The sequence below is a fragment of the Janthinobacterium sp. 61 genome (genome assembly GCF_002846335.1).
Taxonomy (GTDB): Bacteria; Pseudomonadota; Gammaproteobacteria; order Burkholderiales; family Burkholderiaceae_D; genus Janthinobacterium.
Map to the genome: position 1 here is coordinate 4,969,432 of NZ_PJMQ01000001.1, position 25,390 is coordinate 4,994,821.

The 25,390-nt window shown below is 63.0% G+C and carries 20 protein-coding genes; 15 read left to right on the forward strand and 5 right to left on the reverse strand.

Annotation, left to right across the window (positions count from 1 at the left end):
* The first annotated feature begins 5 nt into the window (after positions 1-5).
* The gene (locus CLU92_RS22560) at positions 6-1,736 is read left to right on the forward strand and encodes a response regulator (protein ID WP_101483680.1); all 1,731 of its coding nucleotides are present in this window, start codon (positions 6-8) and stop codon (positions 1,734-1,736) included.
* A 16-nt stretch (positions 1,737-1,752) separates the two neighbouring features.
* On the forward strand, positions 1,753-2,016 hold the full coding sequence (locus tag CLU92_RS22565; protein WP_225317168.1) for a hypothetical protein: 264 nt from the start codon (positions 1,753-1,755) through the stop codon (positions 2,014-2,016).
* 20 nt (positions 2,017-2,036) lie between these two features.
* Here CLU92_RS22565 and CLU92_RS27885 read toward each other — a convergent pair whose 3' ends face one another.
* Complete coding sequence (locus tag CLU92_RS27885) at positions 2,037-2,756, reverse strand: PhaM family polyhydroxyalkanoate granule multifunctional regulatory protein (protein WP_180338569.1); 720 nt, start codon at positions 2,754-2,756, stop codon at positions 2,037-2,039.
* 149 nt (positions 2,757-2,905) lie between these two features.
* On the opposite strand from CLU92_RS27885, the gene CLU92_RS22580 reads away from it, so the two are divergent.
* The 8 genes from CLU92_RS22580 to CLU92_RS22615 all read left to right on the forward strand — a co-directional run bounded on the left by CLU92_RS22580 (position 2,906) and on the right by CLU92_RS22615 (position 12,449).
* Positions 2,906-4,024, forward strand: coding sequence for a DUF3108 domain-containing protein (locus CLU92_RS22580; protein ID WP_101483683.1), 1,119 nt, complete (start codon positions 2,906-2,908; stop codon positions 4,022-4,024).
* Complete coding sequence (locus CLU92_RS22585; protein WP_101483684.1) at positions 4,025-4,789, forward strand: DUF3108 domain-containing protein; 765 nt, start codon at positions 4,025-4,027, stop codon at positions 4,787-4,789. It abuts the gene before it with no gap.
* Positions 4,790-5,000: 211 nt separating this feature from the next.
* The gene (locus CLU92_RS22590) at positions 5,001-6,383 is read left to right on the forward strand and encodes a hypothetical protein (protein ID WP_243857871.1); all 1,383 of its coding nucleotides are present in this window, start codon (positions 5,001-5,003) and stop codon (positions 6,381-6,383) included.
* Complete coding sequence (locus CLU92_RS22595) at positions 6,376-7,110, forward strand: hypothetical protein (RefSeq protein ID WP_101483686.1); 735 nt, start codon at positions 6,376-6,378, stop codon at positions 7,108-7,110. Before CLU92_RS22590 ends, CLU92_RS22595 begins: the two co-directional genes overlap by 8 nt.
* An 8-nt stretch (positions 7,111-7,118) precedes the next feature.
* Positions 7,119-9,950 carry an ATP-binding protein gene (locus CLU92_RS22600; protein ID WP_101483687.1) on the forward strand — a complete coding sequence of 944 codons (2,832 nt, stop codon included), beginning with the start codon at positions 7,119-7,121 and terminating at the stop codon, positions 9,948-9,950.
* Between the two features lie 5 nt (positions 9,951-9,955).
* On the forward strand, positions 9,956-10,954 hold the full coding sequence (locus CLU92_RS22605; RefSeq protein WP_180338570.1) for a DUF4424 family protein: 999 nt from the start codon (positions 9,956-9,958) through the stop codon (positions 10,952-10,954).
* Positions 10,955-10,966: 12 nt separating this feature from the next.
* Complete coding sequence (locus CLU92_RS22610) at positions 10,967-11,572, forward strand: nucleotidyltransferase family protein (RefSeq protein ID WP_257561377.1); 606 nt, start codon at positions 10,967-10,969, stop codon at positions 11,570-11,572.
* 67 nt (positions 11,573-11,639) lie between these two features.
* Complete coding sequence (locus tag CLU92_RS22615) at positions 11,640-12,449, forward strand: hypothetical protein (RefSeq protein ID WP_101483689.1); 810 nt, start codon at positions 11,640-11,642, stop codon at positions 12,447-12,449.
* Between the two features lie 12 nt (positions 12,450-12,461).
* Here CLU92_RS22615 and CLU92_RS22620 read toward each other — a convergent pair whose 3' ends face one another.
* Positions 12,462-12,980, reverse strand: a complete 519-nt coding sequence (locus CLU92_RS22620; RefSeq protein ID WP_101483690.1) for a hypothetical protein — start codon at positions 12,978-12,980, stop codon at positions 12,462-12,464.
* Positions 12,981-13,169: 189 nt separating this feature from the next.
* Here CLU92_RS22620 and CLU92_RS22625 point away from each other — a divergent pair, with 189 nt between their 5' ends.
* From CLU92_RS22625 to CLU92_RS22630, 3 genes are read left to right on the forward strand one after another with little or no spacing between them, the layout of a single operon-like run.
* Positions 13,170-15,677, forward strand: coding sequence for a S9 family peptidase (locus CLU92_RS22625; protein WP_180338571.1), 2,508 nt, complete (start codon positions 13,170-13,172; stop codon positions 15,675-15,677).
* A gap of 56 nt (positions 15,678-15,733) precedes the next feature.
* A complete protein-coding gene (locus CLU92_RS27890) occupies positions 15,734-15,886 on the forward strand; it encodes a hypothetical protein (protein ID WP_166674650.1) in 153 nt (50 codons plus the stop codon).
* Between the two features lie 24 nt (positions 15,887-15,910).
* On the forward strand, positions 15,911-16,150 hold the full coding sequence (locus CLU92_RS22630) for a hypothetical protein (protein WP_034753464.1): 240 nt from the start codon (positions 15,911-15,913) through the stop codon (positions 16,148-16,150).
* A gap of 171 nt (positions 16,151-16,321) precedes the next feature.
* Here the strand turns inward: CLU92_RS22630 and CLU92_RS22635 are convergent, their stop codons facing one another.
* Both CLU92_RS22635 and CLU92_RS22640 read right to left on the reverse strand, forming a co-directional pair.
* On the reverse strand, positions 16,322-20,746 hold the full coding sequence (locus CLU92_RS22635; RefSeq protein ID WP_101483691.1) for a translocation/assembly module TamB domain-containing protein: 4,425 nt from the start codon (positions 20,744-20,746) through the stop codon (positions 16,322-16,324).
* On the reverse strand, positions 20,746-22,668 hold the full coding sequence (locus CLU92_RS22640) for an autotransporter assembly complex family protein (protein WP_101483692.1): 1,923 nt from the start codon (positions 22,666-22,668) through the stop codon (positions 20,746-20,748). Before CLU92_RS22640 ends, CLU92_RS22635 begins: the two co-directional genes overlap by 1 nt.
* Positions 22,669-22,891: 223 nt before the next feature.
* Here CLU92_RS22640 and queC point away from each other — a divergent pair, with 223 nt between their 5' ends.
* The gene (gene queC / locus CLU92_RS22645) at positions 22,892-23,605 is read left to right on the forward strand and encodes a 7-cyano-7-deazaguanine synthase QueC (RefSeq protein WP_101483693.1); all 714 of its coding nucleotides are present in this window, start codon (positions 22,892-22,894) and stop codon (positions 23,603-23,605) included.
* A gap of 89 nt (positions 23,606-23,694) precedes the next feature.
* Positions 23,695-24,600 carry a sterol desaturase family protein gene (locus CLU92_RS22650; RefSeq protein WP_101483694.1) on the forward strand — a complete coding sequence of 302 codons (906 nt, stop codon included), beginning with the start codon at positions 23,695-23,697 and terminating at the stop codon, positions 24,598-24,600.
* Here the strand turns inward: CLU92_RS22650 and CLU92_RS22655 are convergent.
* Positions 24,597-25,340 (reverse strand): AraC family transcriptional regulator, encoded by a 744-nt coding sequence (locus CLU92_RS22655; RefSeq protein WP_208327663.1) that lies wholly within the window; start codon positions 25,338-25,340, stop codon positions 24,597-24,599. The two genes, CLU92_RS22650 and CLU92_RS22655, sit on opposite strands and share 4 nt — an antisense overlap.
* Positions 25,341-25,390 lie beyond the last annotated feature (50 nt).

The window sequence follows — 25,390 nt, forward strand, 5'->3', positions numbered from 1 at the left end:
AATTCATGACAACAGACAGCCACGCCACCGCCGCCGAAGCGGGCAGCACCGACTGGGCCGACAAGCATTATCTGCTGGTCGATGACTTCATCGGCATTCGCATCCTGCTGCGCGAATCGCTGCGCAACCTGGGCGCGCGCCATATCGACCAGGCGGCCAGCGGCGGCGAAGCCATGAAGCTGCTGGCCAAGACGCGCTATGACGTGGTGCTGTGCGACTACAACCTGGGTGAAGGCAAGAATGGCCAGCAAGTGCTGGAAGAGACGCGCGTGCGCAACCTGACGGCGCCATCGAGCGTGTGGCTGATGGTGTCGGCCGAGAAAAGCGTGGAATCGGTGATGGGCGCGGCCGAGCACCAGCCCGACGCCTACCTGATCAAACCGATCACGGAAGGCGTGCTGCTGACGCGGCTGAACCGCGTGTGGCACAAGAAGCAGGTATTCCGCGAAATCGACCAGGCCTGCATGGAAAAGGATTATTTGCGCGCGGCCAAGCTGTGCGACGCGCAGATCGAGCTCAACAAGCTGCACGCGCTGGAACTGCTGCGCATGAAGGCATCCCTGCTGCTGAAAAGCGGCGAGCCGGAAAAGGCCCGCGCCGTGTACGAAAAAGTGTTGGCCGAGCGCGATTACAGCTGGGCCAGGGCAGGATTGGGCAAGATTCGCATGAATAACGGCGAACACGAGGCGGCGCGGCAGATCTTCCAGGGCGTGATCGTCGAAAACAAGTATTACATCGACGCTTACGACCAGATGGCCGTGGCTTACCAGCTGATGGGCCAGCACGAGGAAGCGTGCGGGGTACTGGAAAAGGCGGCGCGCCTGTCGCCCAATTCCGTGCCGCGCCAGCGCAACCTGGGACTGGCCGCCTTGAAAGTCGGCAATGTCAGCATGGCGGAAAAGGCTTTTCGCAAATGTATTGCCATCGGTGAATTTTCCGTCATGAAGACGCCTGACGCGTATCTGGGGCTGGCGCGCGTGTGCGGCCTGAAGAAGGATGCCAAGGAGGCGCTGCAATGGCTGCTGCTGGCGCAGCGTGAATTTCCGCCCGAGAAAATTGGTTTGCGCGCGAAGATCACGGAAGGCATGGTGCACCACGAAACGGGCGATTACCGGCGTGCGCGCAAGTGTGGCGACGAACTGGAAGTCATGCTGCTTGACGACCCGGCGCGGCCCGAGAAAAGCATTTGCATGGAACTGGCTACCTTGCTGTTCGCCGTCGGCGTCAAGGATGCACCGTCCAGCCTGCTGTGCTATGTGGTGAAGAACAACCACGACAACCAGGTGGTACAGGACGAGGTGCAAAAAATCTTCGACAAGGCGAAGATGGGCGACGAGGGCACCAGCCTGATCATCGCTTCGCGCAAGGAAGCATCGGATTTGATGAACAAGGGCGTGCTGCTGTGGAAGACGGACAAGCTTAACGAGGCGGTCGCCTGGATGCGCGCGGCGCGCGAAAAGCTGCCGAACAACCTGCGCATCCTGTTCAACTCCGCGCAAATCATCGTGTCTTTCCTGGAGCAGCGCGGTTACCAGGCGGAATTGGCGGCCGAAGCCATGGAAGTGTTGTTGTATGTAGACAAAATTGCACCAGGACAGCAGCGCTTCGCGCAATTGATGGAGCAACTGGTGCAGCTGACGCCGCCGCCCGGGCCGGAAGTGGCCGTCGAGGTGCCGGATAAAACGCCGCCGGCGCCGGAAAAAGGGGGAAAATCCGTGCGCGAGCGTGCCGGATGATAAACTAGGGGCCAGCGTGGGTTCGCCCGTGCTTGAGTTGCTTTACAACAATAAGGAAGAAACTATGCGTGATGTGGTCAATGAAGTGTACAAAAAAATGAAGGTCGGCAGTATTGCCTGGGTACGCCCGGTCGCCGCCAAGGGAGACACGCTGGAAACATTCCAGTCTTCGTACGAGCACGCCAAGGCGCTGGCCGACGAAGGCCTGATCACGATCGGTGACGTAAAACGCCAGGCCGACAACATGATCGAGGCGATCCGCATTCATCGTATCGCCTGATCATATCGCCGGCTTGCGTATCAGGCCTTGCCTGGTGCTTTGGACTTGGGCGCTGCGCGTTTTGCGGGCGCCTTGCGCAGCGGGGCCTTGGCCTTGGCTGCCGTGCCTGCTTCCGCAGGCTTGCCAGCGGCAGGTTTGGCCTTGCTGCCCTGGCCAAAGCTGGCTGCTGCTGCACCGGCGGCGTCGGGCGACATGGCTGTCGATACCGCCTGCTTGAACTGATCTTGTAACAAATTCCACCAAGCACTTGGATTGGCCAGCTGGGCTGCCGCCTGGCTCCCGGCATCGTCGGGCGCCGCCGCAGCGGGTTCTGGCGCGGGTGCCGGTGCCGGTGCCGGTGCCGGTTTCGGCGCAGGCGCGGGTGCAGCAGGCGCTGCCTGCTGGAAAAACGCGGAAGCGTAGGGCACCGATTCAAATACGGTTTTCTCGCTGGCGCCGGGCTGGGTGATGGCCGCCGCCAGCGAAGCACCCATCGATTTCAGGGTGGCGATGGTGCCGCGCTGTACTTCCAGCGCCTGGATACTGCCGCGCAGCATGCTGGTATTGAGGTTCAGCCATGCTTCGACGGCTTTCAGGTCGCTGATCTTCTTGTCCAGCTCTTCCACCGACATGGTGGGCGCCGTGATGCCGGGCATACCCATGCCGGGCACGCTCATGCTGCCCCACAGGTTCTTGACGAAGTCGAGGGTATCGGTCACAACTGCTGCGCCCGGCATTTGGGGCATTTGCGGGTTTGCCATGCGAAATCTCCTGGTAGGTGGATGTCCCTAGCGTAGCAGATATCAGCTTGCAACTGACGCAAGCTCACCAACATTTTCTTACATAAAACATCAGGAGTTGAGCACGGGCAAGAAGCGGGAAGCGGGGCGGAGGCGTTACACTACGGCCTATGATGCCCGATTCCTTCTTTTCGCGCCCGCGCCGCCGTACCGTCATTTTTGTCGCGGTCATCGGCGCACTGCATTACATGGCGCTGGAATGGCTCACCTCGCGTGCCAGCATGGTGGCGCTGGGGCAGGATCATGGGCAGGTGGTCAGCATGGCATTGATCGCCGAAGCACCCAAACCCCAGCCGGTGCTGGCGCCACCTCCGCCGCCCAAGCTGCGGCCCGTGCCCGAGCCCCGCCTGCCGCCACCGCCGCCGCCGACGGACTTGCCGTCGAGCGAGATAGCCCAGTGGACGGCGCCCGCCAGTGACGTGCCGGAAGGTCCGGTTACGTCCGAACCGGCTGCCGTGGCCGCCCCCGCCATCACGGCGCCTGCGCCCGCCGTGGCCGCCGTGCCCGCACCGGCCAGCGCGCCGCCGCCAGCCGTCGAGCAGGCACGGCACTACAAGACGAATGTGCCTGCCTCGGCCCAATTCGACCTGCACGTGGACCGGCGCGATGCCGACGGCACCAAGTGGCAGGGCGTGGCGGCCATGGCGTGGGAAAACAGGGGCGATACCTACCAGCTGAAACTGGAAGTGGGCTTGAGCATGCTGATCACGCGCATCAACCTTCTGGTGCTGACCAGCGAGGGCGTGATCGATGCCAGCGGTATCGTGCCCGTCACGGCCACGGAGAAGCGCAAGGGCCGCGCGCAAACGGCCACGCATTTCAACCGCGACGCCAAGGCCATCACGTTTTCGGCCGTGACAGCCACAGCGCCGTGGCAAGAGGGGGCGCAAGACAAGGCCAGCGTGCCGTTCCAGCTGGCCGCCATCGGCCGCGCCGACGTCAACCAGCTGGCGGGCAACATCGATATCCTCGTCGGCGAGGAAAAGGAAGCGACCGTGTTCCGCTTCCAGCTGGTGGGCGAGGAAGAGCTCGATACCAAAATGGGGCGCCTGGTGACCTGGCATGTGCGCCGGCCACCGAAGCCCGGCACCTATTCGTCGCAGCTCGATATCTGGCTGGCGCCGTCCATGCAATGGTATCCGGTACAAATACGCAATACAGAAGCGAACGGGGCGCTGACCACGCAAACCGTGACCAAGATCTCCGTAAATGATTCAACAGGAAAATAAATGACTACTTTGACTACTTTGAAACGCGTCCTGGCTGCCAGCCTGCTGGCTGCCACCCTGACGCCCGCCATGGCGGCGGACGAGCCCGTGGACCACCCCGTCATCAAGCGCCCATACAAGCTGGCGCCATCGGCAGACCTCGTGTATTCGATCAAGGCGAAGCAGCGCGGCATTGCGCTGTCCGGAGAATCGGTCAGCAACTGGCGCGCCGGCGAAGGCAAGTATTCGCTGCTGGCCGAAACCAAGGCTGCGCTGTTCGGCAAGATCCTCGAGCAGCGCAGCGAAGGCACGGTCGACGATTACGGCCTGGCGCCTGCCCAGTTCGTGGAAAAACGCTTCCGCAAGGAAGCGGCCACGACCACGTTTAAGCGCGACAGCAAGACCATCGTCTTCAGTGAGGGCGATGACAGCTATCCGTTGAAGGGCGGCGAGCAGGACCGCAACAGCACCGTCTGGCAACTGGTCAGCGTGGCGCGCGCCACGCCCGAGAAATTTACGCCGGGCTCGGAATGGAGCTTCTTCGTTGCCGGCCGCCACGACGCCGAGCCGTGGACCTTCAAGGTCGTCAAGCAGGAGACCGTCGCCACCGGCCAGGGTTTGGTGGAGGCCGTGCACCTGGTCAAGGCGCCGCCGCCGGACAAGAAGGGCCAGCAAGTGGACCTGTGGCTGGCGCCGTCGCTGGAATGGTATCCCGTGAAGGTGACGTTCGCCGATGAAGATGGCGATTATGTCGAGCAAACCTTGCAGAAGATCATTAAAAAGTAAGTGCTCACCAATGTGCAGGGCCAGGCATGCCGGGTTTGCTTCCCTGTTTTGCCATCCTGGCCCGGCATGGCGCCGCGGCTGTGTTGCGCCGCGTCCGCAGCACCCCCTCCCGCACGCTAAATTGCATGTCAGAACTGATATACTGACGCCCCCGCCCCGCAGCGCCGCGTTAGCCCGCTGCGCCGCCCGCTGAACACTCATCCGGAAAAGAATGATTGATATAATGGCAAGTGCAGCCGTGGCTACGGATGCAAATCAGACAGAGCAAGAGCATCACGATTCCTTGCAGGCGCATTTCCAGCCCAATATTTCGGCCGATGAAATTGAGCAAGTTTTTCACTTGAAGCGGGCGCAGCCCTTGCTGCAAGTGTTTACGGCCCTGTTCCATGGCGGTTTCGATGGCGTGCTGGTGCGTCTGCTGGTGTTGCGCGAGCTGGCGTCCGATGCGGCCACGTCCGCCTATACGCGCGCCGATATCAACACCAAGCTGGCTTATTTATTGCCGGAAAGCCTGGAAACGGTCTTGCTGCGCCTGCGCTCGAACCAGTTGCTGGCCTGGGATGCGCAGCAGGGCGTGTACCGCGTCACGCCCATGGCACGCAATGTGCTGTCCGCCATCGACAGCTTGCTGGGCCTGGGCCAGACGGAAGACGAAGCGGAAATGGGTTTCCTGTTATCACAGGTGGCGGGTGCGCAAGCCGTGGGCGGCGTGTCGGTCGAGCAACTTCAGCATTTGCTGGGCCGCCTGGTGGACTTGACGGAAGAATTCTCCGACGCCATCGCCTCCGGTTCCGAATTCCGTTTGCGCACGGCGCAGGCGAAGTGGAACATGGCGTGCGACTGGGTCGAGAAGGGTTCCGAGATTCTCGTGGCCATTACTTCCGATGAAAACGCGGACAGCGCCACGCACAAGGCGGCGCAGGCAATCGGCCGCGCGCAAAGCAAGTTGCTCAATATGCAAGGTATGTTTTCGCGCGCCCTGAACCAGATCGAGCGCCAGCGCGTGCACCTGGGCCAGTCGGGCCTGTCGACCACCGACATCAAGCGCTGGCTGCTGCTGCATGAAGACCTGGCCAGCCTGGCCGAGGGCGCCATCGACCAGCCTGTCGTGCCCCTGTTCTCCACGCCGGCCGAGATGATCGACGTGGCGGAAACGGAACTGCTGTCGGAACGGGCGGCGGGTGTCATCAACACGGGCCTGCCCAGCGGAGAGGACGCGCCCACTACCATCAGCGACGGTCCCGCCATGCAACTCGAACTCGATGACTTGCTCGAACGCCTGTCGAACTTCGCCAGCCTGGGCAATTTCCCCAGCATCGGCGAAGAAGGGCCGAAGTCCGTACCGGTGCAGGACTCGCTGCTGCCGGCCAGTTTTGCCGTGGCGTCCTACCGCGCCTCGATGCTGCCCCTCCTGGGCGATGTGTCCGAAGCAAGCTTGCAAGGCTCGACGGCCGAACTGGCCCGTTTGCCGATCACCTTTACACCGACCGACGAGATGGTCCAACTGACCGACCCCCACGTGGCGGCCATGTCGATCGCCTCGCTTTCACTGAATGTTTCACTTGATTTAGATAGCGGCACAGCCGATGAATGACGATTCCCAAATCCTGATTGCGCGCCTGCTCACGCATCAAACCCTGCGCCGCGACGACAAGCTCGTCAAGCGCGTGCTGTCCGACGAGCTGTTCCGCGCCGAAATCGATGCGCGCCTGCTGGCCTGCGGCTTGAAATTGCTCGACAACGTGTACGCCGACCATGTCACCCTGGCCCTGACGCGCACCATCGAACCGAAGATTTTCGGCGCGCGCGACGTGTGGCAAAACAATAATTTTGGCCTGGCACGCGATGGCGTGGCCTTGCTGGTGGTGCTGTGGGCGCAGATCATCCTGCCCAAGCGCGAACGCCAGGAAACGCACCAGCATGCGGATGATGACCAGAACGATATGTTTGGCACGGAAAAGCCCCTGCCGCGCGCGGAAGACGCATCGATCGGCATTTCCTACAAGGCGCTGCTGTCTGACTTCGGCGACAAGCTGGGCAAGAAGACGCGCATGGACATGAATTTGGGTACCCTGGCCAAGCTGGGCTTCATCGAGCGGCGCGGCGACTTTATCCTGGAAGGTCCGCTGCTGGACTTGATGATGGATACGGACGTCCTGAAAGAGCGCATCATCAACGGCGCCCTGGCCGACGTGTTCAAGCGGGCGCCTGCGCGCCTGGTGGCTGTCGACCCCGATGCCGACCTGGCAGACGACCTGTCCGCCGACATCGGCGACTTGCCCGACGCCGGCGACGAGCCCGTGTCCGACCTTCCTCACTGAAAGCACCCATGTTTCATATCAAATCACTTGAACTGGTGCACTGGGATTACTGGCAGCGCATCAAGAATATTCCGCTCGACGCGAAGATCATCACCATCGCGGGGCAGAACGGCTCGGGCAAGACCACCTTGCTCGACGCCTTGCGCACCTTGTTCGGCCTCGACTGTTCGATGGGGCGCACCTATAAACACTATGCGCGCCACTCGGGCCAGCAAACGGCATGGCTGCGCGCCGTGGTCGACAACAAGAACGTGGGCAAGCAGCTGTCGAACCGTCCGTTCCGCAGTTCCGGCTTCTTCAGCGACGATGAAGTGACCCTGTTTTGCCAGATCCAGAAGAATGGCGGCGACTGGAAGCGTCAGTATCTGATGCGTCCGGGCAATGTGCAGATCGAAGACATCACGGATGCCAACGACTGGCTGGGCGTGGAAAACTACCGCAAGCGCCTGGCCAATGCCGGCCTGTCGCCCGCCATGTCGAAAGTGCTGGCGCTGGAGCAGGGCGAGACGGACAAATTGTGCGAATACGCGCCGCGCCAGCTGCTCGACCTGGTGTTCCAGGTGTTCGGCGACAAGGAAGTGCTGGATGCCTACGATGAAGCCAAGCGCCACCAGCGCGATACGGAAGTGGAGCTGAAGCGCTTCGAGACGGAACTGGAAGCGTCCAAGACCAACCTGGAAGGCTTGCGCCTGCGTGTGGCCAATTACCACCAGTGGGAAAGTCTGCACAAAGAGCGCCGCAACTTGCTGGAAGAAGTGCTGCCCAGCCTGCAATACCACGAGGCGCGCGAAAAGGCGGCCACGGCCAGCCGGCAATTGCGCGATGCGCGCAAACCGATGGCGCAGGCGGATCAGCAGCTGACCGACAAGCGCAATGCGCTGGCCGCGCAAGCGAAGGCCCTGTCCGACGCGCAAATGAACGAAACCCTGCTGGAGCAGGAATCCATAGGCCTGCAGAGTCGCCTTTCACTGATCAATGCAAAACTGAAACCGCTGGACAGCCTGCTGGAACAGAAAGACCGTTTGCAGAAGCTGGCGGCGGACTCGGGCAGCGATATCGCCGAAGTGGCGGCCCAGCTGGAACAGAAGGAAGCGCAATTGTTGCAGCAGCGCCAGCAGCGCGACGCCTTGTCCGCCCGCATCGCGGGTGAGCAGGCGACGATTGCCGCGCTGCAAGGCAAGACGGCCATGCCGGAGCCGGACAATGTGCGCGGCATGCGCCGCGCGCTGCGCGATGCGGGCATTGCACATGCGATGCTGTCGGATATCGTCGAAGTGACGGACAGCCGCTGGCAGGGTGCCGTCGAAGGCGTGCTGGGCGGTTACGCCTCGGTCGTCCTGCTCGATAAAGCCAAGGATGCGGCCGCTGCCTACCGGCTGGCCGAGAAAGAACGCTATCGCCACTTCATCGTGCCCGAGCTGGTCACGGCACCTGTCGCCAACGACGAAAGCCTGCTGGCCGTGGTGAAATTCTCCGCGCCCGTGCCTGGCTGGCTGATCGAGCAACTGTCGCGCATTGCGCGCGTCGATTCCGTCGAAGCGGGCTTCAAGCTGGGCAACCACGAAGAGTGGATCACGCCCGAGGCGTATCACCGCGAACGCCGGGGCGGACGCTCCCTGTTCGTGGAAGCATCGCGCTACCGCTTCGGCCAGGCAGGCCGCAGCGGCCGACTGGAAGCGCTGCTGCGTTCCTTGCCGGGCCTGGAAGGGCAGGAAGACACGCTCACCCTGGCGATCTCGAAGCTGGCGGCGGAAGTGGGCGCTTTAAAAGCGCGCATCGCCGGCGTCGACGCGGCCAAGGAACTCAGTGCGCGCCAGGAAGAATTCGCCGAAGCGCTGCGCAATTCGAAACCGCTCAAGGAAGAGCGCCTGGAAGTGGGCGGCCGCCTGGGCGAGCTGCAGAATCTGACCAAGAACGCCACCGTGGCGCGCACGCGCGCCGATACCGTGTGGCAAAACGCGCGCCTGGCCCTGTCTGAAGCGGAAGCCGGTTCGCGCCTGGGCTACAAGAAACAAATTGAACAGCGCGCCGAGCACGCGCGCGCCTTGCTGGCTTTGCGCCATGCGTGGCGCCATCTGCCGAAAAGCTGGCGCCGTCCCGCGCGCCGCGCGGCCCTCGTGGCCGAACACCAGAATGCGCACCAGGTCGACTTGCGCGTGGCCAGCCTGCAAAACAGCCTGGCGCGCGACGACTGGGAACTCGACGCCACCGTCATCGACCAGCACCACCGCCTGTCGGACCAGTTGCATGGCCGTCAGTCGGAAACGGACGAGCGCCGCTACCAGAACAACCGCGCCATCGAAGCGACGGGCAATGCGCGCGGCGCCTACATGGAGCGCTTGCGCTACACCATCAAGACTTATAGCAAGAACATCAAGGAGCTGGGCGAGCTGGCCGGCATCGAAGTGCATGCCGACCCTGTGCGCCTGGAAAACGACGATGTGCAGCTGTCGCAGGCGGGCTTGCACGTGCGGTTCAAGTTTGACGGCAAGGGCGTGATCGGCATGAACGATGGCGAAGCGTCGGGTGGCCAGCAGGTGATGAAGTCGCTGGTGCTGCTGATCGGCTTGCTGAAATCGGAAGACGGTTCCGGCGGCTTCGTCTTCATCGATGAACCGTTTGCCCACCTCGATATCCGCAACATCCAGCTGGTGGGCGAGTTCCTGAAAAACACGGAAGCGCAATACCTGATGACGACGCCGTTGACGCACAACACGGATGTCTACGATCCATCGGAGCTGACGCTGATCACCAGCAAGAAGAAAAAGGATACGCAATGGGCGCAACCGATTTTCGTGCTTCAGCGCAGAGTCGAACCCGTACCGGGCAAGGCCGCGTGATGGCCGTGCGCAAGCTCGTTCTGGCCGCTGCCCTGTCGCTGGCCTTGGTGGGCACGGCCGTGGCCAACGACGGCATCGGTTCCGTGAGCGCGGGCGGCATCCTGTTCGGCAAGACCGATGCCGTGGCCATGAAAAAGGAAGTGCTCAGCGTGAGCACGGACTTGATCAAGGTCGAATACGAATTCCTCAATGAATCGGCGAAGGATGTGGAAGAGACGATTTTCTTCCCCTTGCCAGAATACGCGGCCGGCTACCATGGCTCGCCCACGTATTATGGCCAGCCGCAGCAGTTTACTGTCGACGTGGACGGCAAGCGCAAGGACTATAAAACCACCTTCGTCGCCAAGCTCGACAGCAACGATGTGACGGCCCGCTTGCGCCAGCTGGGCCTGTCGGACGCGCAGATCGCCTATTTCCCCTCGCACACGCCGTTCGACAGGAAAGTGGCGCCGCTGACGGCCGCGCAGAGCAAGATCATGATCGGCGAAGGCTTGCTGGCGCAGTTGTATGACGAAGAATGGGTGCCGGCCTGGACCGTGAAAGTCATCTACCTGTGGCAGCAGAAATTTCCCGCCGGAAAAGTCGTGCGCGTGCGCCATCAATATGCGCCATTCGTCGCGGCCGGGCCCGGTGCTTCCTACCTGGGCGATGGCAATGCATTTGAAAAGAAATACTGCGGCGACCAGGCCTTCTACAAGACGTGGAACCGCCTGGCGGCCAAGCAGGGCGAAAGCGGCTTCGTCAATGCTGTCTGGGTATCGTATATTTTGACGACGGGCAACACCTGGAAGAATGGCATCGAAGACTTCACCTTGAACCTGATCAAGGGCAAGCCGGATGAGCTGATCAGCCTGTGCTTCCCTGGCACGTTCACCAAAATTAACCCCACCACCTTGCAAGTCAAGCTGCGCAACTTCCATCCGAAGCAAGACTTGGATGTGTACTTCGGCAATGTCGAAGGGACGGTTAGCCACGACGGCGTGGCGCCGCAGATCCGGCCATAGCAGAATGAGCACATGAGTGGGCAGGAGGCACTGGCGGCGCGCCTGCGCGCCATCGCCCGCGCCACGCCGTGGTGTATGCAAGCCCTGCAGGCCGTGCAGCAGTTGGGCTTGCCCCACTGCTGCATCGGCGCCGGTGCCGTGCGCACGCTCGTGTGGGATGCCTTGCACGGCTACGCACAAGCGTCGGCACTGAGCGACGTCGACGTGGCGTATTTCGATGCGCACGATGTGCAAGCCCGGCGCGAGGTGGAACTGCGCCAGCGCCTGGGAACCCTGCTACCCGGCGTGCCGTGGGAAGTGTGCAACCAGGCCAGGGTGCATCTGTGGTTTGAAGACGCGTTCGGCTATGTCGTGCCGCCCTTGCTGTCGCTGGACGACGCCATCGCTTCCTGGCCCGAGTTTGCCACGGCCGTCGGCATTTATCTGCAGCCTGATGGCGAGATCGGCATCATCGCGCCGCACGGCCTCGATGAGCTGTTCGCCATGGTGGTGCGGCGCAACCCGGCGCGCATCAGCCTGGATGGGTATGCGCAGCGGCTGGCCAGTAAAAACTATGCGGCGCACTGGCCGCGCGTCACCATCATCGCCCCCGAAGATGATGGTGTAAAACACAATTAAATTCACCGTGGATACATTTTTCATATAATTGCCAATTATCCAATAGTGCTTTCAGCATCCTCATCCAATGTCCTTATCGATTTCCACGCCGCTGCGCCGCATCGGCCAGCTGTTCTTCCTTTCCTCCGCCTTCGTGGTGCCCGCCGCCTGGGCCGACAGCTACGGTGATTTCCAGCAAGCCAGCGGCCAGCTGGAAGCGCTGATGGCCAAGGCGACGACGCACAGCGGCTTGCCGCGCCTGGGCGACCCTGACGTGGCAGCGTTGTTTGCCCGGATTACCGATGCGCCGCGCCTGTTCCAGGCGCCCGTCGCCGCGTTGCAGGACATGAATCAGAGCGTGGCCCTGTGCGAGCGGGCGACCAAGCTCGGCAAGGCGTATTACGCGTTTGACATGGAGCGGCCGTTGCCGCTGTCGGGGGCGGAGCTGCAGCAGGCGCGCGCGGACCAGGCAAGGCAGAACCTGGCCAATTATGGCGATGAAATGAGTACTTTTTTTGCCTTTGGCATGCATTGCCATGGTCATTTGATTCAGCTGATGGAGCAGGAATTCAGTGCCCTGCCCGCCGATGCGGTGAGCGGGACCGAGCGTCTGCGCGCGCGTGCCTTCAGCAAGGGCTCGACCACCATGTATGTTGGTGTGGTGCAATTCGTGCAGGTGCCGTTCTGGAACGTGGCGCAAAAGAAGCGGATGCTGGAAGCGGCGGCGCAGCACGCCACGGCGAATGTTGCGTTGATGCCGCCGCCGTTGCGCGAGCGTTTGCTGGGTACTCTTGCGCAGGCGGACCAGGACCTCGATCCAACCCTGGCGCCGGCGCTGGCGACGATACGCCAGGCGCTGTCCGTGACGACGTGCGAAGGCCTGTGCCAGTTCTATTGAGGTAGGGCGGACTTACTCGGGTGCCTGCAAAGGCTTGTTGCGCTTGCGCCAGCGCAGCAAGCCCCAGGCGTAGACGGCGTAGTAGCCGATGACCAGGCCGTAAGCGGCCATGGTCAGCGGGCTCTGGCCGAACGGCGGCGGAGGCACGGGCACGTCCAGGCGCGTGTTCAGGTAGATTTCCATGCCACGGTACAGCAAGCGGGCGATGAACAGCATCGTGATGGCCAGGCCAAGGTAGCGGTGCTGGGTAAAAAAGAAATCTTGTCCTACTTGCTCGAAGCGCGTCAGCTTCAAGCCCAGCACGCCCAGCCAGCCACCGGCCAGCGCGCCTGCGCCCAGGCTGGACAGGGGCAGGACCTCGAATTTCGTCGTCGTCGCCAGGAACAGCAGCAACGCGGGAAACGCGACCGCCACGCTCCAGTGCCGCCACAGCTGCGACTTCTGGCGCGCCACCAGTTTCTTCAGGCGCGAATAAATGCGCCAGACCAGCAGCGGGACCAGGAACAGCAGGGCGAGGGTAGTGGTTTCCATGTAGGCATTCGGGTGCGGGTAAAACAGCGATTGTAAGCGAGATGGGGGCGGCCGGCGATGCTTGTCAAACAGTAAAAGTTGCTGGTTGACATTTACATGGCATGAACGCACTATGCCTTGTCACAAAGCGCCGCCATGAGCGGTGCCGTGCGCTCGCTGCCTGTCACCACCTTCATACACTGGAGTCCCATGTCTACTCGTTTGCCTTTGCTGCCTATCACTGTTGGCCTGATGGCCTCGTCTTCCCTGGCCATGGCGCAAGATGGCGCTTATCAAGCCCCGCCGGCGCCCCTGCAAGCCATCGTCGATGCGCCGCGCGCGCCGACCCTGAGCCTGAGCCCGAAACGCAACCTGGCCGCCGTGCTGCCCACGCCATCCTTGCCCAGCATTAGCGAAGTGGCGCAGCCAGAACTGAAGCTGGCGGGCTTGCGCATCAATCCGCGCACGTATTCGGCCAGCCGTTTCAGTTTTCACACGGGACTGGGCTTGCTCGACATCGATACGCAGAAGGAAATCAAGGTCAGCGGCTTGCCCGCCTCACCCCGCATCGCCGATCTGGCCTGGTCGCCCGACCAGCGTTACCTGGCGTTTACGCACATCGCCTTTGCCGATCCCGCCAGGGGCGTGAAGGAGTCCGGCGTGGAGCTGTGGCTGCTCGACGTGCAGACGAAAGCGGCGCGCAAGCTGGGCAATCAATCGCTGTCGGCCGTTTATGGCCGCGGCTTTTCCTGGATGCCCGACAGCAAGACCTTGCTGGTCCAGCTGAAACCGGCCAAGCTGGGCTCGGCGCCCGTGGCGAGTGGCATTCCGACGGGCCCATCCATCCAGGACAGCGTGCCGGGCAGCGGCGTCAAGCAATTGCGCACCTATCCCGACTTGCTGAAAAACGAACAGGATGCGCAGCTGTTCGAACACTACATTACCGTCCAGCTGGCCTTGCTGGACGTGGCGGGCAAGCAGCGCCTGGTTGGCCAGCCGGGCCAGTTCTCGCGCGTGTCGGCCTCGCCCGATGGCAAGCACCTGCTGACGACCAGCATCGTGCGTCCGTATTCCTATATCGTGCCGGCGCATGACTTTGGCCATAAAATCGACGTGCGCGACCTGAATGGCAAGGTGGTGCATGCGGTGGCGGCCCTGCCGCTGGAAGAAGGGCTGCCGCCAGGTAATGATGCCGTGTCCGCCGGCGTGCGCTCCGTCAGCTGGCGCGTCGATGCGCCCGCCACCCTGGTGTGGGCTGAAGCGCAGGATGGCGGCGACCCGGCCAAGGCGGTCGAGATCCGCGACATCGTCTATACGCAGGCGTCACCGTTCACCAACAAGCCGGCCGTGCTGGCCAAGCTAGGCTCGCGCTATGCGGGCGTGGCCTGGGGCCGCGGCGACCTGGCCCTGCTCAGCGAAGCGTGGTACAAGACGCGCGCCGTCAAGCAATGGCGCATCCAGCCGGATCAGCCGTCCGCCGTGGCGGGCACGCCTGGCGACCTCGTGTATGCCGGTTCCTTCGAAGACCGCTACAACGATCCGGGCCAGCCCGTCATGCGCGCGGACGCTGCCGGCTTGCCGCGCCTGCTCATCGCCGCCGATGGTTCCATCCTGCTTGACGGCCAGGGCGCTTCGAAGGAAGGCGACCGACCATTCATCGACCGCCTGAACCTGGCGACGAAACAGAAGGAGCGGCTGTTCCAGAGCGCCGCGCCGTATTATGAAAATGTGGTGGCCGTGCTGGACGAGGATGGCAGCCGCTTGCTGTCGACGCGCGAATCGCCGACCGAGCAGCCGAATTTCTTCGTGCGCAACCTGAAACAGCAGGGCGCCGCGCAATTGACGGCCCTCACGCATTTCCCCCATCCGTTGCCGCAACTGAAGGACGTGCAGAAAGAGCTGATTCGCTACAAGCGCGCCGATGGCGTGGACTTGACGGCCACCCTGATGCTGCCGCCAAACTACGACGCCCGCCGCGACGGTCCGCTGCCGACCCTGATGTGGGCGTATCCGCAGGAATTCAAGACGGCCAGCGCGGCCAGCCAGACCAAGGGTTCGCCGTACAAATTCAATGCCGTCAGTTACTGGGGCCCGGCCGCCTTCCTGTCCATGGGCTACGCCGTGCTCGACAATCCATCGTTCCCCATCGTCGGCAATGGCGAGCAGGAGCCGAACGACACCTACCTGCCGCAGCTGGTGGCTGACGCCGAAGCTGCCGTCGACGAGGTGGTGCGCCGTGGCGTGTCCGACCGCAACCGCATCGCCATCGGCGGCCACTCGTATGGCGCCTTCATGACGGGCAATTTGCTCGCGCACACGCGGCTATTCCGCGCCGGCATCGCCCGCAGCGGCGCCTATAACCGCACCTTGACGCCGTTCGGCTTCCAGGCGGAAGAGCGCTCGTTCTGGCAGGCGCCGGCCGTCTACCAGGCCATGTCGCCGTTTAATTATGCGGACAAGATCAAGGATGCGCTGCTGATGATCCATGGTGAGCAGGACAACAACTCGGGCACTTTCCCCATCCAGAGCGAGCGCATGTTCCAGGCCGTCAAGGGACTGGGCGGCACAGCGCGCCTGGTGATGCTGCCGAACGAAAGCCACGGCTACCGCGCGCGCGAATCGATCATGCAGATGCTGTATGAAAGCAACAACTGGCTGGAGAAATATGTGAAGAACGCGGCGCCGCCGGCCGCCGACGTCAAGCCGGCAGGCAAATAAGGGCAGCGGCACGCATCTCGTGGTATGGTCTTCCTTTGTCTGCAGGGAGGCCAGCCATGTCAGTCATCAATGCCCACCGCGCGCCTGACCCGGCGCCAGTCGATGAACCCATGCCGGCGCCGGAGCCGCAAGAAGCACCCGGGCGCCAGCCGGGGCCCGTGCATCCGGTGCCGCAGGACGATCCTGTGCCGCACCCGCATCCCAGTTAATCTCGTCAAGAAAGGCTGTTTTAGATGGCAATTGTCAAGGAAGTCTACACACGCAAAGTCAGCGGAGAATCGTTCGACTATGAACTCGATTACACCCAGGGCGCGGACGTGGCCTGGATTGCGCGCGTGTACCACGACGGCGTGCTGAAAGGCTCGCCGCACGGCGCGCTGACGGCCAACGTGCTGTCCGGCCCCGCGCTGGAACAATATCTGCGCGCCTACGTCGAAGGCATGATCGAGCGGGGGCTTGACGTGGCCGAATAAACTGTTTGTGGTAGAGCAAAGAAAAGGGCGCCGAGGCGCCCTTTGTTGTTTCTGGTGGTGTCGGATTACGCGGCTGCGCCGCTAATCCGACCTACGCACAGGCACGTGGGCCGTAGGTCGGATTAGCGCGGCAACGCCACGCGTAATCCGACAACATTGTTGGCCGCCACTCTAATCAAACGCCCACGTGTACAACACGTCCAGTGCATTGTTCGTGCCCGTCTGGAATTGCAGGGTAATGCGGCGGTTCAGCTTGTAGCGCAGCTTGACCAGGCTCGTCGCCGTGCTCGTGCCTTGTTCGAACGTCAGGTAGGCGCGCGACGACAGGCGCTTGCCGACGGTGACGACCGTGCTTTCCAGCCCTTGCGCCTGCGACAGGCCCACTTCGTCGAGGCCCAGCGAATTGGCCAGCTTGCCCTGCAAGCCGCCGCCGGAGCCGCCGAAGAGGGCGCCTGCGGCCGTCGTCAGCAGGGCCATTTCATCGCCGGCCGCCGTTTCCGCGCCGTGGCCGAGGATCAGCCAGGCCAGCTTGTCGCTGTCCGACACGCTCGGCGTGGAGACCAGCTTGGCCGTCGGTGACTGCGCCGTGCCGCGCACTTCCACGCCCGCTTCCACATTCGTTTCCGACAGCGCTTCGCCCTCGGGCCGCTTGCGCACGGCCAGGATGTTCAGGGACGGGTTGTCGTAGGCGCCCGTGAAGGCGATCAAGCCCCGTTCGATCGACAGCTTTTGCCCATAGGCCGCGTACTGGCCGTTGCTGACTTTGATGCTGCCCGTCACGCGCGGCGCGGCGCGGTTGATGACGCGGGCGCGTATATTGCCCGCCAGGTCGGCGTCGAGGCCCATGCCGCGCAAGTGGAAGGCATTGCCCAGGTCGAACTCGAGGTCGATATTCAGGGGCAGCGAAGGCGCTTCCTTGCTGCCCTTGACTTCCTTGCCCAGCACCACCACGTCGCTGCTTTGCGTGGGGGTATCTTGCGGCGCCAGTTCGATCAGCGCACGGTTGGCCTTGAACTTGCCCTCGAAGCTGAAGCGCTTGTCGTTGCGCACCAGGGTGCTGTTGCCCGACAGGATCAAGGTGCGGTCGGGACGCGACAGCGCCTGCAGGCGGTCGGCCATCAGTTTCAATTCCAGGCTCGCTTCGCCATTCGCAAAGCGTACCCAGCCATCAGCCTGCACCTTGCCATCGCCGCCGTCAAAGCTCAGGCGCTGCAATTGCAACTGATCGCCGGCCAGCTTGGCTTGCAGCACGCCATTGCGCAACTTCAAGCCCTGGTCGGCCCAGTTCACCAGCAGCTTGCTGCCATTGATGTCGCCATTCAATTGCGGCGCGCCGATGCTGCCGCTGCCGGCCAGCGCGATTTTCAGGGCGCCGCCCAGCTCCAGGCCTGGCTGGCCCGTCAGCGGCGCCAGCCAGGCCAGTGTATCGACGTTGGTGGTGGCCGTCAGCGAGAGGGCACTGTCGTTGCTGATGCGTCCACCCAGCATTTGCACGGTGGCATTGATATCGCTCTGGCCCGCGCGCGCGCCATCGAGTTTCACGGCCAGGCGCAGTTGCTGGTTCGCTACATCCACGCGGGCATCGAAGGTGCGCAGGCCCAGCGCCAGCGGCTGTTCCACGCCCACCGTCACGTCGCCTTTTTCGCGGTAGATGTGCAGCATGCCGGCCAAAGACGGATCTTTCTGCTTGGCCGTCGGTACCTGCATGTCGAGCGACCATTGCGCGCCCAGGGTCAGGTCGCTGCGCGCATTGGCTTGCAGCGAGGGTATCACTTGCGCCAGATAGGTCAGCGCCACGCCGGCCGCCTGGCCGGAACTGGTCCAGCGGGGGCCGTTCTTGACCAGGCTTTGCATGGTGATGCTGCCTGCCGGTAATTTGATGACGGTGTTGCCCACGCTGATCTGTTCAGGCTGGCCCAGGCCCGCCACGCCGCTGCCGGCGGGACCGGCCACTTTCACGGGCACGGGCGCTTGCAGCACCAGCGCATAGCGGCCCTTGTTTTGCAGGCTGTCGATCGTGCCTGTCCAGTTGGCACCGCTCTGGCTGCCCCGGATTTGTACGGTGGCATCGAAATCGTCATTGCGCGCCGTCAAACTGACCGTATGGCTGCCGCGCGTGCCCGTCGTACCAAGGCGGGCGCTGGCCAGCTTGAAGGTGGGCGTGCTGTAGCCCGTGATGTCCAGGCTGCTGACCATGGGGTCGAGCGCGCCCTGGCCGGCGCCCACGCTGGCGCTGCCTTTGATGGATTTCAATTGCTGGTCGCCAAAGAAGGTCAGGTCACGGCCATCGAGTGTCAGTTGCGCGGCCGGCGCATCCATCTTGCCGCTCACGGAACCGGCTGCCTGCAGCACGCCGGCAAAGCGCGGACCCAGGGTCGACAGTTGCGGCGCGTCGAGTTTCCACGCCAGCTTGTCCGTGGCGCCGCCCAGCGCGCCCTTGGCCAGCAGGCTGTTCGGCCCCAGGCGCAGTTCCGCATCCACGCTGTCTATGCGTTTCGCGTTGGCCGACAGCCTGGCATAGCCGGCCAGCGGCGCGTTTTGCAGCGTCGATTCGCGCAAGCCGAGGTTCAGGGCCACTTGCCAGTCGCCGCTCAGGCGGCCGCTGCCGTTGAAATCCGCATTGACGTTGCCGTTGGGCAGTGATGCGCCAAACGCGGCCGGGTTGATCTTTTGCAAGGAACCCGTCATTTTCAATTCCGCTTCCTTCTTCGGTCCCGTCAAGCCCACGTCGCCGCTGGCGTGGATGGCGCTGTCTGGCGCGGGACGCTTGCCGCTGGTGAGGCCCAGTCCTTTTGCATCGGCAACAAAGCTCGTGCGCGGCTGCTGGAGGGTGCCCTGCACCACGCCGCTGGCCAGCACGCTGCCCAGCAAGTCGCCCTGCAGGGCGGAAAGTTGCCGTGCATCGACGTTCCAGTTGAGCTTTTCGCCGGCGCCGCCAAAGTTGCCCTTGGCCGTGAGATTATTCTTGCCCAGCGCCAATTGCACGTCGATGCCGCTGAAATGGGCCGCATCGGCCGTCAGCTTGCCCTTGCCGGACAAAGGCTGGTCGAGCAGCTTGCTGGGGCGCACGGTGAAGTCTGCATTGGCCAGCCATTGTGGCGCCACGTGGCCGCTGGCGCGCACGTCGAGGTTCAGGTCGGCCACGGGGAAGGCGCCGAAGTCTGCGGGATTGAGGCGGCTGGTATTGGCCACGGCCTTGAATGGCTGTTCATCCTTCAGGCTGATCTGGCCCGTCGCGTTGACGCTGCTTTTGCCTGCTTGCAAGGTTGCCTTGCGTAGTTGCACCAGGGAATCTGCCAGGGTGGCTTCCACGTCCAGGCGCAACTTGGCCTCACCGAGCTTGGCGCGCAGGGTTTGCGTCTTGCCGTCGCTGTCGAGCACGATATCGCCGACGATCTTCGTGCTATTGATGCTGCTGTAAATATGCTGCAAGTCGATCTTGTCCGTGTGCAAGGTCAGCTGCGCATTGCCGATGGGAGCGTCGGCCGCATTGCGGTTGAGTTTGCCACTGCCCGTGAATTTGCCCGCGTTGCCGAAATCGATGATGGCCGATTCCAGGGTGGTGGCTGTCAGGGTGCCGCCCAGGCGCGCTTCGAACTGGCGCAGCGGCAGCTTTTGCTGGTCGATGGGGCCGGGCGTGGCGTGGTTGAGGATGGCCAGCTTGCCCGACACGGTTTGCGCATTGGGCCGCGTGTCGATGGCGGCGTCGAGTTCCAGGCTCAGGTCCGCCTGCGGCAGGGTCGCGTCGAACTTGCCCGGATTGATGTTGCGGCCTTTGATACTGGCCGAGCGCAGGATGATGACGGGGTCGAACGGTACCAGCGCCAACTGGGCGTCGGCCGTAGCCGCACCCGCGCTGCCCTTGGCTGTCACGTTCAGCACGTTCAAGTCGCCGCCCAGCTGCAGGGTCAGGGCGGCTGGTTTTTCACCGGCGGCGGCATTGAGCTGCGTCAAGCCCGCCTTGCCGCTGAGCTTGAACGGCTGCGTGGCGGCAATCGTCGCGCTGGCCGTGGCCTGGCCGAACGGCGTCAAGGCCGAGGCGTCTTCCAGCTGCCATTGGGTCTTGTCGCCCGACAAGGTGAAATGAATTTTTTCAAATACCGTGTTGCCGCTCGCGCTGATGAGGGTGACCTTGTCCAGGCGCGCGTCGGAAATGCCGATCTTGAACGGCGACGCCAGGCTGGCGGGCATGGTCGACGGTTCCTCGGAGGGCGCCGTACTCTCCACGGACAGGCTGGCCACATGCAGTTCGCTGATGGCGATGCCTTCCGAAAAGAATTGGAAGGGTGACCAGTTGATATCGATATTGTCGGCCGTGATGTGCTGCGTCTTGCTGCGGTAGCTGACGTGGCCCAGGTGCATGCGATTGTAGAGCGAGCCGGACACGCCCGACACTTCGATTTCGCCGCCGCTGGCACTGGCCACTTTTTGCACCAGCATCTGCAAGGTCGATTCGCGGCCCAGGAACCAGAAGGCACCACCCAGCAGCACGGCCAGGCTGGCAACGGCGATCAGGAGGTAGCGCAGCGCCCGGCGCGGTTTTTTCGCCGGCGGTGGCGGCGCGGTGTCGTGGGACTCGGTAGTAATATCAGACATCAGAAAGTGAATCCCAGAGAGAAGTGCAAACGGTATTTTTGGACGGCGTGGCCATATGCCACGTCGACATTGATGGGGCCGACGGGGCTCTTGTAGCGCCCGCCCAGGCCGTAGCCCGATTTCGGCGTCATGGCCGCTTTCACGGTATCGGCCGCGTTACCGGCGTCATAGAAGGCGGCAATCGCCCATTTCGGCTTGAACCAGTATTGGTATTCGGCGCTGCCGGTCAGCATGTAGCGTCCGCCGACGGTGGCGTCGCCTTCCTTGACGCCCAGTTCCTGGTAGCCATAGCCGCGCACCGACTGGTCGCCGCCCGCGCGGAACAGGTAGACGGCCGGCACGCCGCGCTTTTCCTTCGAACCCAGCGCGCCCATTTCGCCACGCACGATCAGCTCGCCTTTTTCGCCCAGCGGACGGTAATACACGGCCTTGCCGGCCACACGCACGAAGCGCTCGTCCGTCAGCACGGGCAGCAGGGCGCCGCCCACCTGGGCATTGATGACATAGCCCTTGGTGGGGAACAGCAGGCTGTCGAGGCTGCGCTTGGTGATGGCATAGGTCAGGGGCAAGCTCTTGCTGCGCGTCTGTTCCAGGCCCACGACGGTCTTGTCTTCGCTGAGGAACTCGAACGTCAGGCTGCGTTCGAGGTTGGTGCCGCCCCAGTTACGCTTGGCCGAGATGGTGGTGACGGCCGTGATTTCATTGGAAATGTCGCTGCGTTCGAACGAAGCGCCCGCGCTGTCGTTGTAGCCGCGTTCGGTCGTCGGAAAGTAAAAATTGGCGTGCGCCGCCTGTTTCTTCGTTTCCATGGTGAGGGCGCTCTTGAAGCGCGTGCCCCACACGTTCAGGTTGTCATAGTTGAGCTGGGCGCGATTGCCCGTATTCGTACTGAAACCAAGGCCGGCGCTGACGTTCTGCTGCTTGTTTTCCGTCACGCGCACCACCAGCGGCAACTGCGGCGCGGGGCCGCGGTTGACGGGCCTGGCTTCGGGGACGGCGCCGGAGGCCTCGGCTTGCTGGCTTTCCTGGCCCGCCTCAATCTGCTCGCCCAGGATGCTGCTCATGTCGGCGCTCACCTCCACGCTGGCAAAGTAGCCCGTGTCCTGCAGGCGAGCCTGCAACGATTGCAACGCCGATTCGCTGTAATAGTCACCCGGGCGTATCTTGTCGAGGTTGCGGATGATGGCTTCCGGGTAGCGTTTCAGGCCTTCGATGCGCAGTTCGCCAAAGCGCAGTTCAGGGCCGCTGTCGAGCACCACCAGCAAGGATACCTTGTGCGTTTCCGGGTCGACCACGGCTTGCGTATCGACCAGTTGGGCGCGCGGATAACGCGTCTGCACCACTTCGCGCAGCAGCGCGCGCTTGGCCGATTCCCAGTCGGCCTGGCGAAACACGCTGCCTGCCTTCAGCGGCCAGCTGCGCTTGAGCGCTTCCGTATCATATGGTTCGGATGCGGCCAGCGGCGGCGTGGGATCGAAGCCGCGCAATTCCAGCTCGACCTTGTCAATGGTCACCGGTGCACCCGGCTCGACGTCGACGATGACGACAGGTTTGGCGCCCGTCGTATCGACGCGCACCGTGACGACGGGCGTATAGTAGCCAGCCGTGGCGACGAGGTTCCTGGCTTGCTCAGGCGTATCACGCACGAGGCGCTGCAATTGCACACGGTCCATGCGCGGGTTGCCGCGGAAGCGTTCCAGGTCCAGGTTTTTTTCCAGCAAGTCATCGAGGTCACCGGGCGCGTTGACCTTGACCTCGTACTGCAGCGGGGCGGGAGCCGCTTCCGTGCTGACGGGGCTGTCTGCAACGGCGTCTTGCGGACGCTCTTGCGTGCGCTCCTGTGTTCCGTCCTGCGCGCGGGCCTGGGCGATCGGGCATATCAAGATGACACTACCAGCGGCCGCCAGTGTCAGTTGACCCATTACTTTTGTCACTACTTGTGCCAAAATTCGTGGTCGTATCGCCTTGCCGGCAGCCGTATGCCGTATGGGTCGTGCAGAAAACATGGTGCTCCAGATGAGTAAATGCTGACTGCATGTTACCGGAATCGGTAAACTGATGGCGGACGAATAAGTATTTTTTGCGCAGGGAATCATGTTTCCCCGCGCACGATTGCAACAGAGTAAAACTGAAAAGAAAGAAATTATGCTAGCAACTGATTCCGCACTGGTGCTCTTTAGCGGTGGGCAAGATTCCACCACCTGCCTGGCCTGGGCCCTCAAGCACTATAGCCGCGTGGAAACCATCGGCTTTGACTATGGACAGCGCCATGCGATCGAGCTGACCGTGCGTCCGGGCGTGCTCGAGCAGATGCGCCAGCAATCGCCCGAGTGGGACAGCCGCCTGGGCCAGGATCACATGATAGACCTGTCCCTGATTTCCGCCATTTCCGATACGGCCATGACGCAGAACGTCGAGATCGTCATGCAGGAAAACGGCTTGCCGAACACCTTCGTTCCTGGGCGCAACTTGCTGTTCATGACGGTGGCCGCCACCGTGGCGTACCGCCGCGGCTTGACGGTGCTGGTAGGCGGCATGTGCGAGACGGATTTTTCCGGCTATCCGGATTGCCGCGACGACACGATGAAGGCGCTGCAAGTGGCGCTGAACCTGGGCATGAACACGCGTTTGAAACTGGAAACGCCGCTGATGTGGCTGGACAAGGCGCAAAGCTGGGACCTGGCGGAAGACCTGGGCGGCCAGCCGCTGGTCGACCTGATCCGCAGCGGCACCCACACCTGCTATCTGGGTGAGCGGGGCGAGCTGCACGACTGGGGCTATGGTTGCGGCACTTGCCCCGCCTGCGCCCTGCGCGCCAACGGCTACCAGCAGTACGCTGCGCGCAAAGCCCTGAAGTAAGCAAGTTGTAACTAAGTTGCGTCGTTTCTTCAAGCGGCGCGGCAGGGTTGACGGTCATGCTGTGGTTTTTGCCACAGGAGCGTCTTGCCATGAAATCTCTCTTCGCCGCGCTGTACGGCCCCGTCTTCTGGGCCGGCTTCATCGGCGCCGCCGCCTGCTTGGTGGCGGCTTGCCATTTTTCGCTCTGGGTCTTGCCACCCTTGTTGCTGCTGGCCCTGCTCACTTCCTTGTTTGCCGAACGCTATCTGCCGTATGACGGCGCGTGGAACCGCGATCATGGCGACGTCTGGCGCGACAGCCTGCATGCGCTCGTCAACGAAGCGCTGTACCTGCTGGGCCTGGCGGCTTTCCCCTTGCTGGCTGGCCATCTGGCGCTGGGGCCATTCTGGCCCGGCCAGTTGCCATTCTGGCTGCAACTGCTGCTGGCCATCCTGATCGCCGATTGCGGCATCACCCTGGTGCATTACCTGAGCCACCGTTATTACTTTCTGTGGAAATTGCATGCAGTACACCACAGCGTGCAGCGCCTGTATGGTTTTAATGGCTGGATGAAACACCCGCTGCATTTGCTGCTGGAAGCGGCGGGCGGCATGCTGCCGCTGTTGCTGCTGGGCATACCGGAAGCTGTCATGGCCGTGCTGGCGTTTGCCGTGGCGGTGCAATTGTTGTTGCAGCACGCGAATGTCGACATGCGCATGGGGCCGCTGCGCCACGTGTTTGCCTGGGCGCCATTACACCGTTTCCATCACATGAAATACGGCACGGCGGGCGACGTGAATTTCGGCCTGTTCTTTACCTGCTGGGATCGCCTGCTGGGCACAGCCTTCGACGCGCCCGGCTACCGCATGCGGGGCGAGGACCTGGGCATCGGCAGCCGTCCCGACTATCCCGTGGCCTACCTGCGGCAATTGATCGAACCGTTCCGCGCGGAAGAGGGCGTGCGCGCACCCGAGCTGCCGGCCGGCTTGCGCCACGGGCCTCAATCGACAAGTTAATCAAGCAGCTTGACGTTGAGCTGGCGCAAGCTGCGGTCGGCGCGCACGCCGAACAGGGTGCGCATGGTGCGCGAAAAATGCGCTGCATCGGCAAAGCCGGCGCCGTGGGCTGCCTCCGTCAGGGTGCTGCCGAGCAAGATGAAACGGATGGCCAGGCGCAAGCGGCGCCACAGCACGAGACGCCGCACGGGCAAGCCCAGCTGGGCGCTGAACAGGCGTTCCAGCTGGCTCAGCGACAAATGCGCCGCCTCGGCCACGGCCGCCGCGCTGACCTTGCCGGACAACAAGACATCGACCTGGTCCAGCGCGCGCTGAACGCGTGCGTCGGCCAGGATTTCGCGCGGCTGTGCCTGCAGCGCGGCTGCCAGGCTGTCCAGGCTGGGCGCGCCTGCGCTGCCGGCGGCCGCCAGCAAGGCCGCGCCGCCCAGGCGCTGCGGTTCCGCATAGATGGTCAGCACGGGTGACGGTGCAGCAACGATGGCGTGCGGGTGCAGGCTCTCGACCAGTAAGTGCTGCGCCGTATGGACGATGCCGTCGAGCTCGGCCGTGAAGGGCGCCCCGGTGCTCAGCATCAGCTGGTGCGCGTAATGGGCGTGGCTATCCGTGGCGCCCGCTGCGCCATGCAAGATGGCAAAGTCCGGCGCCAGCCATAATGTTCCCTGCCAGCTATCGTGCTGCAAACGCGGCTCCTTGGTGATGACTGCGGGGCGATCATACCAGCCGCTGGGGATGGTTTTCACGGCATCGAATTTTCCTGGAGTACGCATCATTGCATTGACGAAATATGTGA

Coding starts and splice junctions, on each gene's coding strand:
- CLU92_RS22560 (WP_101483680.1), top strand. CDS start 6: ATGACAACAGACAGCCACGCCACCGCCGCCGAAGCGGGCAGCACCGAC.
- CLU92_RS27885 (WP_180338569.1), bottom strand. CDS start 2,756: ATGGCAAACCCGCAAATGCCCCAAATGCCGGGCGCAGCAGTTGTGACC.
- CLU92_RS22580 (WP_101483683.1), top strand. CDS start 2,906: ATGATGCCCGATTCCTTCTTTTCGCGCCCGCGCCGCCGTACCGTCATT.
- CLU92_RS22585 (WP_101483684.1), top strand. CDS start 4,025: ATGACTACTTTGACTACTTTGAAACGCGTCCTGGCTGCCAGCCTGCTG.
- CLU92_RS22590 (WP_243857871.1), top strand. CDS start 5,001: ATGATTGATATAATGGCAAGTGCAGCCGTGGCTACGGATGCAAATCAG.
- CLU92_RS22595 (WP_101483686.1), top strand. CDS start 6,376: ATGAATGACGATTCCCAAATCCTGATTGCGCGCCTGCTCACGCATCAA.
- CLU92_RS22600 (WP_101483687.1), top strand. CDS start 7,119: ATGTTTCATATCAAATCACTTGAACTGGTGCACTGGGATTACTGGCAG.
- CLU92_RS22610 (WP_257561377.1), top strand. CDS start 10,967: ATGAGTGGGCAGGAGGCACTGGCGGCGCGCCTGCGCGCCATCGCCCGC.
- CLU92_RS22615 (WP_101483689.1), top strand. CDS start 11,640: ATGTCCTTATCGATTTCCACGCCGCTGCGCCGCATCGGCCAGCTGTTC.
- CLU92_RS22620 (WP_101483690.1), bottom strand. CDS start 12,980: ATGGAAACCACTACCCTCGCCCTGCTGTTCCTGGTCCCGCTGCTGGTC.
- CLU92_RS22625 (WP_180338571.1), top strand. CDS start 13,170: ATGTCTACTCGTTTGCCTTTGCTGCCTATCACTGTTGGCCTGATGGCC.
- CLU92_RS27890 (WP_166674650.1), top strand. CDS start 15,734: ATGTCAGTCATCAATGCCCACCGCGCGCCTGACCCGGCGCCAGTCGAT.
- CLU92_RS22630 (WP_034753464.1), top strand. CDS start 15,911: ATGGCAATTGTCAAGGAAGTCTACACACGCAAAGTCAGCGGAGAATCG.
- CLU92_RS22635 (WP_101483691.1), bottom strand. CDS start 20,746: ATGTCTGATATTACTACCGAGTCCCACGACACCGCGCCGCCACCGCCG.
- CLU92_RS22640 (WP_101483692.1), bottom strand. CDS start 22,668: ATGGGTCAACTGACACTGGCGGCCGCTGGTAGTGTCATCTTGATATGC.
- queC (WP_101483693.1), top strand. CDS start 22,892: ATGCTAGCAACTGATTCCGCACTGGTGCTCTTTAGCGGTGGGCAAGAT.
- CLU92_RS22650 (WP_101483694.1), top strand. CDS start 23,695: ATGAAATCTCTCTTCGCCGCGCTGTACGGCCCCGTCTTCTGGGCCGGC.